Annotated in this window: 14 protein-coding genes; 1 reads left to right on the top strand and 13 read right to left on the bottom strand. The window is 59.4% G+C overall.

Annotated features, from left to right (window positions below; translation table 11 throughout):
- Nucleotides 1-2: 2 nt before the first annotated feature.
- The 8 genes from F2S13_RS04040 to F2S13_RS04005 form a co-directional block, all read right to left on the bottom strand.
- Nucleotides 3-1,412 carry a circularly permuted type 2 ATP-grasp protein gene (locus F2S13_RS04040; RefSeq protein ID WP_166359161.1) on the bottom strand — a complete coding sequence of 470 codons (1,410 nt, stop codon included), beginning with the start codon at nt 1,410-1,412 and terminating at the stop codon, nt 3-5.
- 381 nt (nt 1,413-1,793) lie between these two features.
- Nucleotides 1,794-2,135, bottom strand: a complete 342-nt coding sequence (locus F2S13_RS04035) for a ribonuclease E inhibitor RraB (protein ID WP_166359160.1) — start codon at nt 2,133-2,135, stop codon at nt 1,794-1,796.
- 203 nt (nt 2,136-2,338) lie between these two features.
- On the bottom strand, nt 2,339-2,575 hold the full coding sequence (locus F2S13_RS04030; protein WP_166359159.1) for a hypothetical protein: 237 nt from the start codon (nt 2,573-2,575) through the stop codon (nt 2,339-2,341).
- Between the two features lie 148 nt (nt 2,576-2,723).
- A complete protein-coding gene (locus F2S13_RS04025) occupies nt 2,724-4,811 on the bottom strand; it encodes an LTA synthase family protein (protein WP_166359158.1) in 2,088 nt (695 codons plus the stop codon).
- Between the two features lie 329 nt (nt 4,812-5,140).
- Entirely contained in the window at nt 5,141-6,001 is an 861-nt protein-coding gene (gene speE / locus F2S13_RS04020; RefSeq protein ID WP_166359157.1) for a polyamine aminopropyltransferase, read from the bottom strand.
- Nucleotides 6,002-6,149: 148 nt separating this feature from the next.
- Complete coding sequence (locus F2S13_RS04015) at nt 6,150-6,341, bottom strand: PLDc N-terminal domain-containing protein (protein ID WP_166359156.1); 192 nt, start codon at nt 6,339-6,341, stop codon at nt 6,150-6,152.
- Between the two features lie 78 nt (nt 6,342-6,419).
- On the bottom strand, nt 6,420-6,950 hold the full coding sequence (locus tag F2S13_RS04010; protein WP_166359155.1) for a hypothetical protein: 531 nt from the start codon (nt 6,948-6,950) through the stop codon (nt 6,420-6,422).
- A gap of 61 nt (nt 6,951-7,011) precedes the next feature.
- Nucleotides 7,012-7,536 carry an ankyrin repeat domain-containing protein gene (locus F2S13_RS04005; protein ID WP_166359154.1) on the bottom strand — a complete coding sequence of 175 codons (525 nt, stop codon included), beginning with the start codon at nt 7,534-7,536 and terminating at the stop codon, nt 7,012-7,014.
- A gap of 314 nt (nt 7,537-7,850) precedes the next feature.
- Between F2S13_RS04005 and F2S13_RS04000 the strand changes: the two genes are divergently transcribed.
- Nucleotides 7,851-8,129, top strand: coding sequence for a DUF3509 domain-containing protein (locus F2S13_RS04000; protein ID WP_166359153.1), 279 nt, complete (start codon nt 7,851-7,853; stop codon nt 8,127-8,129).
- 111 nt (nt 8,130-8,240) lie between these two features.
- Here F2S13_RS04000 and mtnC read toward each other — a convergent pair whose 3' ends face one another.
- From mtnC to aroC, 5 genes are read right to left on the bottom strand one after another with little or no spacing between them, the layout of a single operon-like run.
- Entirely contained in the window at nt 8,241-8,924 is a 684-nt protein-coding gene (gene mtnC, locus F2S13_RS03995; protein WP_166359152.1) for an acireductone synthase, read from the bottom strand.
- A gap of 12 nt (nt 8,925-8,936) precedes the next feature.
- Nucleotides 8,937-9,482, bottom strand: a complete 546-nt coding sequence (locus F2S13_RS03990) for a 1,2-dihydroxy-3-keto-5-methylthiopentene dioxygenase (RefSeq protein WP_166359151.1) — start codon at nt 9,480-9,482, stop codon at nt 8,937-8,939.
- Nucleotides 9,483-9,498: 16 nt separating this feature from the next.
- The gene (locus F2S13_RS03985; RefSeq protein ID WP_166359150.1) at nt 9,499-10,119 is read right to left on the bottom strand and encodes a methylthioribulose 1-phosphate dehydratase; all 621 of its coding nucleotides are present in this window, start codon (nt 10,117-10,119) and stop codon (nt 9,499-9,501) included.
- Nucleotides 10,116-11,273, bottom strand: a complete 1,158-nt coding sequence (locus F2S13_RS03980; protein ID WP_166359149.1) for an MFS transporter — start codon at nt 11,271-11,273, stop codon at nt 10,116-10,118. Before F2S13_RS03980 ends, F2S13_RS03985 begins: the two co-directional genes overlap by 4 nt.
- Before the next feature lie 31 nt (nt 11,274-11,304).
- On the bottom strand, nt 11,305-12,396 hold the full coding sequence (gene aroC, locus F2S13_RS03975) for a chorismate synthase (protein WP_166359148.1): 1,092 nt from the start codon (nt 12,394-12,396) through the stop codon (nt 11,305-11,307).
- Nucleotides 12,397-12,523 lie beyond the last annotated feature (127 nt).

Here is a 12,523-nt window from a genome sequence, read left to right as displayed (position 1 = left end):
CCTTAATCCTCGACCACCCAGGTGTCCTTGGTTCCGCCCCCCTGGGAGGAGTTGACCACCAGGGACCCCTCCCGCAGCGCGACGCGGGTCAGGCCGCCGGGCACCACACGGGTTTCGCGACCCGTCAGGACAAAGGGGCGCAGATCGATATGGCGTGGTGCGATACCGTTTTCGACAAAGGTCGGACAGGTCGACAGCGACAGGGTCGGTTGGGCAATGTAGGCGTTGGGCCTGGCCTTGATCCGAGCGGCGAATGCCTCGATCTCGGCGCGAGTGGCAGCCGGCCCGACCAGCATCCCGTAGCCGCCCGACCCCTGGGTTTCCTTGACTACCAGCTCCGGCAGGTTTGCCAGCACATGGGACAGTTCCTCGGGCTTGCGGCATTGCCAGGTCGGCACGTTCTTGAGAATGGGTTCTTCGTCCAGGTAGAAGCGGATCATGTCGGTGACATAGGGATAGACCGACTTGTCATCGGCCACTCCGGTGCCGATGGCGTTGGCCAGCACCACATTGCCGCAGCGATAGGCCGACAGCAGCCCGGGTACGCCGAGCATCGATTGCGGATTGAATGCCAGCGGGTCGAGGAAGGCATCGTCCAGGCGCCGGTAAATCACATCCACCGGCTTGGGCCCGTCCGTGGTGCGCATGAACACGTGATCGTCGCGCACGAACAGGTCGGCGCCTTCCACCAGTTCGACACCCATTTCCCGCGCCAGGAATGCATGTTCGAAAAAAGCACTGTTGAACCGCCCCGGTGTCAGGACGACGACACTGGGGTTATCCAGCGGGCTCGAGCTTTTCAGGGTGTCGAGCAACAGGTTCGGGTAGTGGTCGATCGGCGCGATACGCTGGGCAGCAAACAACTCGGGAAACAGGCGCATCATCATCTTGCGGTCTTCGAGCATGTAGCTGACACCGCTGGGTGTGCGCAAGTTGTCTTCAAGCACGTAATAGGTGCCATCGCCGTCGCGCACCAGATCGACACCGGAGATGTGTGAATAGATGTCGCGATGCAGGTTCAAGCCCTGCATTGCCAACTGGTACTGCTCATTGGCCAGAACCTGCTCGGCCGGGATGATCCCGGCCTTGATGATCCGCTGATCATGGTAAAGATCAGTCAGAAACAGGTTCAAGGCCTTGACCCTCTGGATACACCCGCGCTCGACCACCCGCCATTCACTGGCCGGAATACTGCGTGGAATCGTATCGAAAGGAATCAGCCGTTCAGTGCCCTGCTCGTCACCATAGAGCGTGAAAGTTATCCCGGCGCGATGAAACAACAGGTCGGCCTCACGTCGCCGTTGTGCCAGCAACTCCTCTGGCGTCTCGGCCAACCAACGGGCGAACTCTCGATAATGCGGACGGACCTGGCCGTCTGCAGCGTACATTTCATCAAAAAAGGTGCGGATCATGCCGTACTCCTTGTCACCTGGACATCAAGGCCTTCGCAAGGCCCGTGCCATCGGCATAAACGCTTTAAATTCAATTAGTTGACCGGATATCAAAAAAAACGCCGCACCATTGCTGTGCGGTGATTGAGCCAACTGCCAAGGGCAACGCTCCATTGCGAAGCGTCTGGACACAGGTTCTTGCTATCACCAGCATAGTCAGAGTTGATTTCTCTGCACGTGGGAAATTGCCGATAATTCATGCACGCCAAGGATCAAGCTCCTACGGCAAACACATTCTGCGCTCTTCCCTTTCGGCCACCGCTTCGGTGGCCTTTTTTATGGCCCCAAAACGACATCGGCCGACCCGAGGTCAGCCGATGCAAGCCGGTGAATCTATTCATGTCATGCCAGGGGGCGCCTGACCTCCTGCTTGACACCCCAACCTTCGATCTCCCCGCCAAAGGGAGCAATCTTGGCCTCGAAGTCCTGCTCGAACTCACCAATGCCGCCATAGGTGGCATACATCACCTTGCTGAGCTCAAGATTCCAACCGCCGTCATCCCGTTCACTGACTTGCGCACTCAATGACTCTCCACGGAATTTGCCCGCAGCCCTGCGCGCGCGCTCCTCGTCAGGGAACACGGCATAGAACTCGATAGGGTGAATACGGGCAAAATCGAAACCGCCCTCTTTCATGCGGCGCAGCACACTGCTGCTGATGTCTTCTTGATAGGCTGTGCTCATGAATCGTCCTCCTCAATACCGATGGATAGACTTTCAGTACTTCCAGGGCCCGCCTTGAAGCAAGGCAGGTGGGTTTGAGTGACCTGGAACAAGCATGGAGCTGACAAGACAAGATCGGATCGTAGCGAGTGATTCGCTGATCTCAATTGCAGAGTAGCGCGAAGCTGACGCCGGTGCCAAGGGGCCCGGCACAGACTAAAGTTTCAAGGCACTTCAACGATGGAAAGAATTTTCACTCCACTGTTCTCGTCCAGCCACGTCTCGGTCGGCGCAGCGGTTTTGCCCTGATAGTCATTCAGGTCAACCTCGTCGATGACCGGGAACAGGTGCGAGCGAATCAGGCGGGCAGCCTCTTCGTGGGAAGGCTGTTGATACGCGCTGGTTTGCAGGCTGGCAGGTGCACCGCTTTTATCTGTGTAGGTGATTTCCCATAGTTTCATTGGTATCTCCTCGGCAAAGTGACAAGAAGCGGGCTTACTCCTTCTTGACCCCGCCGACCGGCCGTTCGTTCCCCCCCTGCCGCCCCGCCGGACACAAGGCAAAAAAAAGAGGCCCCTGAGGGGCCTCTTCCTGTTCAACGCACTGCGATCATTCAGGCATGCCGTTGACAACGCCGGCGGTGTTGTCGAGCAGGCTCTTGGTTGCGGTCTGGATGAAGGAATCCAGCTTACGCTTGAGCTCGGCCTCGTCTGGCTGGTCCTGGATCAGCTCGGCTTTAGGGTTTGCACCCAACTCGTAGCGGTAAACCCTTGGCGCCATATCCTTGGGTTCAACATACATCCGATCACCGGTGATCAGTGCAACAGTCTGCTCGGTACCCGATGGTTTGATCATGCCGAAGCCCTTGTCATCTGCAGGCAGGTTCAGCAAGTCACGTCCCCAGCACTGGTGGCGAACTTCACCGCCCAGGCGGCCCATGATGGTCGGCACTACGTCGATCTGGGTACCGACGGTGTGATTGCGTGCACCAAATTTCTCCTGGATGCCAGGACCGATCAGCAGCAACGGCACGTTGAAGCGCCCCAGGTCCATTTCAGTGATCTGCTTGTTGTTGCCGAAACCGTGGTCGCCCAGAACTACGAACAGGGTGTCCTTGAAGTAAGGCTGCTTGCGCGCCTTCTCAAAGAACTGACCCAGGGCCCAGTCCGTGTAACGCATGGCCGTCAGGTGTTCATCAAGGGTACCGTGACCGGTCACGCGCTCCACCGGCAAGTCCTTGGGCAGTGCATACGGCGTGTGGTTGGACAGGGTTTGCAGCAACGCATAGAACGGCTTGTCACCCTGGCGCTTGGCCAGTTCCTCGGCGCCACGGTCGAACATGTCCTGGTCGGAAACGCCCCAGGTCGGATCGGAGAACACCGGGTTGACATAGTCATTGCGACCAATGAAGTTGGTCATACCCTGGTTGCTGAAGAAACCTGACTGGTTGTCCCAGGCAAAATCGCCGTTGTAGACATACACATCATCGTAGCCGCGAGGGCTGAGCAACGCAGGCAGGCCGGACAGCTTGTGGCTGCCTTCCGGCGTCTGCATCAGGTATTCGAAACCTGGCAGGTTGGGGAAGCAGGCCATGGTGGCGAACATGCCCTGGTGGGTATGGGTGCCGTTGGAGAAGAATTTGTCGAACAGCAGACCTTCTTTGGCCAGTTTGTCGAAATAAGGCGTGATGTTCGCATCGCTGCCCAGGGCGCCCACCGAGTGGCCGGCGAAGCTTTCAATCAGGATCACCACCACATTTTTAATCGGCAGGGTGTTCTGGGCCGGTGGCAGGTAGTCACGGCGTATGGCGGCCTCATCGCTGTCGACCAGTTTGTCGTTCGGGGTCAACAACATGTCACGAACCGTCTGCTGCGCTTCAGCTGGCGGCAGTGTGGCCTTCCAGATGTTATCGCGCTGTTCGGACATGCGATTGCGGGCCGCAGTGGCCAGGCTGAGGGTACCGTTGAGGCCCAACTGGTTGGCGAAGTTCGATTCGGTGGTATAGGCATCACCCCAACGCAGCGGCGGGCCCTGACGCAAGGTGCCGCGTGCGGCGACCACGGCAATCAGCAGGCAGACCACAAGTATCACGATGCGGGCATACCAGGGCGCGACAACACGTGAACCGGCAACCGCCGAAGCGTAATTGCCATTAGGTCGGGTCAGGCGGTCGATGCCCTTGAACGCCAGGCTCAACAACCAGGTCCCCACGGCCCATGCCAACAGATAACGCGCGACCGGGAAGCCGTACCAGAGCATGCTCATGACGGTCTTGGGGTCTTCCTTCACATACTGGAAGACCAGGCCGTTGAGGCGCTGGTGGAACTCGCGGTAGAAGTCCATCTCCATGAGCCCGAGGAACAGCGCCAGGCTGGAAGCGATGGTCAGCCAGAAACGGAAAAACCCACGAGCGGCCATGGCCCGGGCACTGAACAGCGCCAGGATCAAAGGAATGATGAAATAGACCACCAGACGCAGGTCGAAACGCAGACCGTTGGTGAAAGCTTCAAAGAAGGTCGAGGCCGGCGTCTGGCCGATCATCTCGCGGTTGTAGACCAGCAGCGCGAGGCGCAGCAGGCTGAGCATCACCATCATGACCAGTGCGCAGAGCAGCGTGTAGGCCAGATGGGATTTTACAGTCGGTTGCAGCAAGCGCGACGAGGCCCGCTGCTGATTCAAGGCGTCCGTGTTAGCCATGGGGATTGAGGATCCATTGGAATCGGGTTGAAGTTCGAATCGACTTTGCGAAGCGGCCAATGTTGCACCATCGCCGTGACGATGCACAGCCATTCATCGAGCAGAAATACGCGCGCGGATTTTCTGCGACGCGTAGTGAAAATTTCGTTTGGAGAATGTTTAGAAACACAAAACAGAGGTTCCAGTGTTGTTTACCCGGGCCCCTTCGCTGGCAAGCCAGCTCCCACAGAGTAAGCAGTGGCTCAATGATCAGCTGTGGGAGCTGGCTTGCCAGCGATGAGGCCCGGACAGGCAACATCCAATTCTCCCACAGACTAACCCTGAACCTATCAGTCGTTGCTGGGCTTGTTCACCGCTTGCAACACATATTGCGGCAAGGCGAACGCACCGATATGGATCTCGGGGTTGTAGTAGCGCGTAACGATTCCGCTGCCGGCAAAGCGCTGGCGCAGGGTTTCCAGCGGCAATTTGCGATAGGCGGTGTTGGTCGCGCCCCAGGCAAAGGTCATGGCGCCGCCGATATAGGTCGGAACCGCCGCCTGGTAGAAGTGCCAGTCCGGGAACAGGCTGCGCATGCGACCCGCGGTGGTTTGCACTTCGCTGAGCTGCATGAACGGGGTGCCGTTCTGGGTCACCAGGATGCCGCCTTCGTTCAGGCAGCGATGGCAGGCCTGGTAGAAGTTTTCGGAAAACAGCACTTCGCCCGGGCCGATCGGGTCGGTGGAGTCGGAAATGATGACGTCGAACTTCTCCTGGGTGGTCGCGACGAAACGCATGCCGTCATCGATCACCAGGTTCAAGCGCGGGTCATCGAAGGCGCCCTTGGAATGGTTGGGCAAATACTCTTTGCACATGTCGACCACAGTGCCGTCGATCTCGACCATGGTGATGTGTTCGATACTGCGGTGCTTGGCCACTTCACGCAGCATACCGCCGTCGCCGCCACCGATGATCAGTACGCGCTTGGCGGTGCCATGGGCCAGGATCGGCACATGGGTGAGCATTTCGTGGTAGATGAATTCGTCGGCTTCGGTGGTCTGGATAACGCCATCGAGGGCCATGACCCGGCCCATGCGCGGGTTTTCGAAGATCACCAGATGCTGGTGCTCGGTGCGCACTTCGTGCAGAAGTTTATCCATGCGAAAGCGCTGGCCGTAGCCTTCGTACAGTGTTTCTTGATAGTCGCTCATGGGCAGGTCCCTGATGAATGCTGGCAACGGACGGTCGCCCGTCCATGAAGAAAGGCGCGCATTTTACGTCGCCAGGCATGACAGGTCGAACACTTGCGCGACGCACAGGTATCTTTATTTATCCACAGAGCGGGTTTTATCCACAGCGCTAGAGCCTGACATCGCCTCGCGGGCCGGCGATTGCCCAGATGATCAGGCCCAGCACTGGCAACAGCAGGATCAGCAGCACCCAGACGATTTTAAGTCCGGTGCTGGCACCGCTTTTCAAGACATTGATGATCGCCCAGATATCCAGTGCCAGGATGATCAGGCCAACCAGGCTATTGAATGTGGAACCCATGTGACGCTCCCTTGTGATGGCATGCAAGACACAGGATAGACCGGCGTGACAAAGGCTCCGTGTTTTTCTGCGGCGACGTCAAACGTGCAGGGCTACTCGCAATGCTTCCAATGCAGGCGCGGCAGCGATGCCCACTTGAGCACAGAGCTCCAGTACCCGCTCCACGTCATTGCCGTAGACCAACACCATTTGCAGCTCATCGTCGAGCAACTGGCTGAAGTTCATCAGCACATAGCCACCCGCTTCCTTGTTCATGCTGCCCATCTGCACCTGGATACGATTGAGTGCCGTCAGGGCTTCGACCTTTGCCAGTTGCTTGGGCTTGATATTGAACGCCACGTCCGGGCCGAACGAGGCAACGATCTGCGCGAACAGGTCCTGATAGCTGTCAGCCTGGAACAGGACGGTGTCCGGCAGGCTGCCGACCACCACCCACTCACCCAGCGGAATCGGGAAGCTATCGTCGTAATTGATGTCCGGATTGGCCACCAGGAAGGCCTGCGGGTCGGCATAGGCCTGGGCGGCTTCGTCGGCAATACGCTCGATTTCAGTTTCCGGCAGGCAACCCGAGCTGATTTTTCCAATGAGTTCGACGAGCTGGTCTTTCATGCGAGTAGCCTGCAACAAAACAAAAAGGGCGCAAAGGATAGCCGCAAAACCGGCATCAGGGTTAGCCGATCAACGCCTGCAATCGAGCTGCGGTCTCTGTCGCGCCCATGGCCTGGGCAGCGCCGAGTGCAGTGATGCCCTTGGCATCCCCACGCTTGGGATCGGCACCTTTGCGTAGCAGGTAATCGACCATCGCCATGCGATTGAACATCGCCGCCATCATCAAGGCGGTGCGCCCATCAGCCCCCGCCCCTTCAATGTCGGCGCCCTGCTCCACCAGCAGTTCGACAACCGGCAAGTCTCCCTTGAAGGCTGCGCCGGCAATAGGGCTTTGCCCGTTGTCATTTCGAATTTCCGGATCGGCGCCGTGTGCAAGGAGCGTGCGTACCGCTTCCAGGTGGCCGTGATAGCTGGCCAACATCAGCAATGTGTCGCCCTTGTGATTGCGCAAGTTTACCGACAGGCCTTTTTCCAACAGACGGCCAAGCATTTCGGCATCGCCCTTTCTCGCGACATCGAAAACCTGTTCGGCAAATTCCGCGGTTTCGTCCTCGGTCATTGGCTGTGGATTGCGCTCATCTGACATAAATACCTCCTGGCTGGCGGAAGCATTCAGTGTCACGAGCACAGGACTTGCGGTCAACAGTGACAGGCTATGGGCAACTGCAAGGGAATTTATTGGAACCACGGGGTCTTACACAGTAAGGGGACCACAAACCGGCAAACGGCGACAGCCTGCATATTGCATTGCAGAACCGAACCGATCATGCAAATTGCACGAGCGCAGATTTCACGTCACTTTTTAAGCTATTGATTTTGAATGAATTTATAAACAACGAATGCTGGCATAATCACTGCACCTATCACTCCAGCTTGCCCACCAGAAGCCAAGGAGTTGATATGGACCTCATCCAGCAAAAATTCGCTTCCGTGTTCTCTGCGTACGAAGTCACCACTCAACCGCGCCCGGATGGGGCCGTATTGCTGACCTTGCGCAGTGCGGACGGTAAAACGATCAAGCGGAATATTTCCTACGCGCAATTACACGCCTCGGAGCAGTTGACCTGGGTGATCAGCGCGATTCGTCGGGACCTGGCGCAAGACGCCAGTGATCTACCGGCCATCTCCCAGTTGCAGAGCCAGCACCGCTTTGCGCTGCCGACTTATCATTCGGCCTAGGGAATTTGCGGCCCCTTCGGGCCCGAGCGCAGCCTGACGGCAGCGGCTACAGGCGATCTCCGTAGCCGCTGCCGCCAGGCTGCGCTCGAGCCCGCAGGGGTCGCAAGAACGTCAGCTCGCCGCCACGTCGATCACCGCGAAACTCGCCACATTCGCATGCCCAGCCAGTTCTCCGCCATTACGCACCAGCCCGCAGGTGGCCATCCCCGCCTGCTGCGCGGCATCCAGCTCTTCGACGATGTCCGACAGGAACAGAATCTCCTCCGCCGGTAAACCGATCGCAGCGGCGATGTTGCGATACGACTGCGCCTCGCGCTTGCCGCCAGACGTGGTATCGAAGTAATCGGTGAACAGTGGTGTCAGGTCGCCCGCTTCCGAGCAGCCGAAAATCAGCTTCTGTGCCTGGATCGACCCCGACGAATACACGTACAACCGATAGCCTTCCGCATGCCAGCGCTTGAGTGCTTCGACGGCATCCGGGTAGACGTGCCCCTTGAGCTGCCCGGCCTGGTAGCCCTGGGCCCAGACCATGCCCTGCAGGGCCTTGAGTGGCGTGGCCTTGCGATCTTCGGCGATCCAGCCAAGCAGAATCTCGATGACCCTTTCCACATCGGCGCCCGACTCGCCACTATCGCGGCGCACGGCATCGAGTTGCCCGGCCACGTCCGCTTCACCGGCGTGTTCCCGAACGAAATCGGGCAAGTGCCTGGCGGCAAAGGGAAACAGCACGTCGAACACGAAGCTCACCGCGCTGGTCGTCCCTTCGATATCGGTGAGGATGGCTTTGATCGTCATGAATGCTCCAGATCAGTCTTCGAGCCGCGGGAAGCGGCTGGCGATGTCTTGGCCGGTGAAGTTGGCAACCCAGCCTTCGGGGTTGTTGAACAGGCGGATGGCCACGAAATGCGGATGCTCGCCCATGTCGAACCAGTGCGGGGTGCCGGCCGGCACCGAGATCAGGTCACCCTTTTCACACAGCACCGCATAGACATAGTCATCAATGTGCAGGGTAAACAGGCCACGCCCAGCGACAAAAAAACGCACTTCGTCTTCGCCATGACGGTGCTCGTCGAGGAATTTTGCCCGCAACTCGGCCTTCTGCGGGTGATCGCTGTTCAGGCTGATCACATCGACGGTGATGTAACCGCACTCGGTCATCAACTTGTCGATCTGGGTCTGGTAGGCCGCGATCACCTGCTCCTGGGTCGCCCCGGGCTGGATCGGTGCGGCAGCTTCCCAACGCTCGAAGCGCACGCCACGCTCGGCCAGGGTCGAAGCAATATCTTCAAGGTGGGTCAGGACCTTGTTCGGGATGTCCGGGGAAGATTCGTGGTAGACGCTCAGGCTGCTCATCAGGCAACTCCTTTTTCTAGCGACCGGTGACCGATCGCACTTTCAATTCACATTCGAACAGGAACTCGAAGGCCTCGACCTGGCGCAGGACATCGCACATGCGTGCCCCCCAGGTGTACAAACCATGGCCACGGATCAGATAGCCGACGCAATCGGGGTGCGCCTCGAGCCACGGCTGGACCTTGCTGGCCAGGCGGGCAATGTCCTGGTCGTTATCGAAGATCGGCACACACACCCGGGATTCATGGGTGGTCACCCCGCTGAACGCCTTCTGCAGTTCGTAATCCTCGAACCACAGATGATCGTCGGCGGTCAGGCGCGAAAGCACCGTGGCATTGACCGAATGGGTATGCAACACAGCACCGATCTGCGGGCTCCAGCGGTACAGCTGAGTATGCAAGAGGGTTTCTGCCGAAGGTTTCTTGCCGGCTTCCAGGCTATTGCCGTCCAGATCGGTGGCCAACACATCATCCAGGCCCAACTGGCCCTTATGTTTACCGGAGACGGTCAACAAGGCTTCGCTGGCCGAGAGGCGGCTCGAATAGTTGCTGCTGGTCGCCGGCGACCAGCCACGACCGTAGAGAAAGCGCCCGGCGTCGATAATTTCCTGGGCCAGTTGTTCACGGGTAAGGCTCATGCCCTGTCCTCTTTCATTCTTGTGGCAATCATAACGGCTGCAGCCAGGGCTGCGACGCTGGCAATACTAAAGGTGGTGGCCGGGCCCAGCAGATTCCAGCTATAGCCGGAATACAAGGCCCCCAGAGCGCCGCCGGTACCGGCCAGCGCTGCGTAGAGCGCCTGGCCCTGGCCCTGCTGGCGAGCGCCGAAACTACGTTGCACGAAATGGATGGCCGCGGCATGAAAGCTGCCGAACGTGGCCGCGTGCAGCACCTGCGCCAGCAACAATACCCACAGGTGTTCGGCCAGTGTACCGAGCAACAACCAGCGCAGCGCTGCCAGCAGGAAACTCGCCAGCAATACCCGACGTACCGAGACCCGCGCCAGGATCCGGCTCATGGCCAGGAACATCAGCACCTCGGCAACCACGCCCAGGGCCCAGAGCATTCCGATCACGCCTCGGCTGTAACCCAGATGCTCCAGGTGCAGGGTCAGAAAGGTGTAATACGGCCCGTGACTCAACTGCATCAGTGCCACGCAGCCGTAGAAGGCCAGCACACCAGGGCCGGCCAGTTGCTTGAGAAAGCCTTCGCCAGCCGCGCGATTGTCCGTGGCCGGTGGCTGGGCATTGGGCACCCACAGGCTGCTGAACACGATACCGCCCATGATGATCACCAGGGCCACCGGATAGATGTCCAGGCTCAACCACTCGAACAGCCGGCCCAGGCCGACCACCGTGAGGATGAAGCCGATCGAGCCCCACAGGCGAATCTGGCTGTAACGTGCGGTTTGCCCCTGCAGATGCGCCAGGGTAATGACCTCGAACTGCGGCAGCACTGCATGCCAGAAGAACGCATGCAGGGCCATGACCATGGCGAGCCAGGCGTAGCTCTTGCTGATGAAGATCAGCGAGAAGGTCAACAGCGTGCAAGCTGCGCCGAAGCGAACGATAGCCAGGCGCCGCCCGGTGTAATCGCCCAGCCAGCCCCACAGGTTCGGCGCCACGCAACGCATCAGCATGGGAATGGCGACCAGTTCGCCGATACGCGCGCTGGAAAAGCCCAGGTGGTCGAAATACAGCGCCAGAAACGGCGCGGTCGAACCGAGCAGGGCAAAATAGAACAAGTAGAAACTGGACAGGCGCCAGTATGGGATCGGCGCCACGGCGGTCATACCGCCGCAGCTGGGTTGCCGCCGTAGCCCATCAAAGTTGACCCAGGACCGGTGTCTTCACGCGTACATCGGCGTTCTGGCCACGGTGACGCAGCAGGTGATCCATCAGCACGATCGCCATCATCGCCTCGGCGATCGGGGTGGCACGGATACCGACGCATGGGTCGTGACGGCCCTTGGTGATGACTTCGACCGGGTTGCCATCCACATCGATCGAGCGCCCGGGGGTGGTGATGCTCGAAGTGGGCTTGAGCGCCAGGTGGGCAACGATCGGCTGGCCGGACGAAATCCCGCCCAGGATGCCGCCGGCGTTGTTGCTGAGGAAACCTTCAGGCGTCATCTCGTCGCGATGTTCGGTGCCACGCTGGGCGACACTGGCGAAGCCGGCGCCGATTTCCACGCCCTTGACCGCGTTGATGCTCATCAATGCATGGGCCAGTTCCGCATCCAGACGGTCGAAGATCGGCTCACCCAGACCCGGCATCACGCCTTCGGCGACCACGGTGATCTTCGCCCCGACCGAATCCTGGTCACGGCGCAGTTGGTCCATGTAGGCCTCCAGCTCCGGGACCTTGTCCGGGTCGGGGCTGAAGAAGGCATTCTGCTCCACCGACTCCCAGGTCTTGAACGGAATCTCGATCGGGCCCAGTTGGCTCATGTAGCCACGGATGCGGATACCCTGGGTGGCCAGGTACTTCTTGGCAATGGCACCGGCAGCCACGCGCATCGCGGTTTCGCGTGCCGAGCTGCGGCCACCGCCACGGTAGTCGCGCTCACCGTATTTGTGGTGGTAGGTGTAGTCGGCGTGGGCCGGGCGAAACAGGTCCTTGATCGCCGAGTAGTCCTTGGACTTCTGGTCGGTGTTGCGGATCAACAGGCCGATGGAGCACCCCGTGGTGCGCCCTTCGAAAACCCCGGAAAGGATTTCCACCTCGTCGGCTTCCTGACGCTGGGTAGTATGGCGACTGGTGCCGGGCTTGCGCCGGTCCAGGTCATGCTGCAAGTCCTGCAGCGACAATTCGAGCCCCGGCGGGCAGCCGTCGACAATGGCGACCAACGCCGGTCCATGGCTTTCGCCAGCGGTGGTGACAGTGAACAGCTTGCCATAGGTATTGCCGGACATGCAGGACGCTCCGCGAAATCAGCCTAATTAAACCAGGGCGCCAGTATACGCAGGCTAACCGGTCAGTTCATCCCTCATGCCTGCGAACCTTCGATCAATTGTCGAGTCCTATGGTCACCCTGAAGAT

The organism is Pseudomonas akapageensis (genome assembly GCF_011355085.1).
GTDB classification, from domain to species: Bacteria; Pseudomonadota; Gammaproteobacteria; order Pseudomonadales; family Pseudomonadaceae; genus Aquipseudomonas; species Aquipseudomonas akapageensis.
Note: the sequence above shows the minus strand (reverse complement) of the source record. Positions and strands in the feature narration are given on the sequence as shown.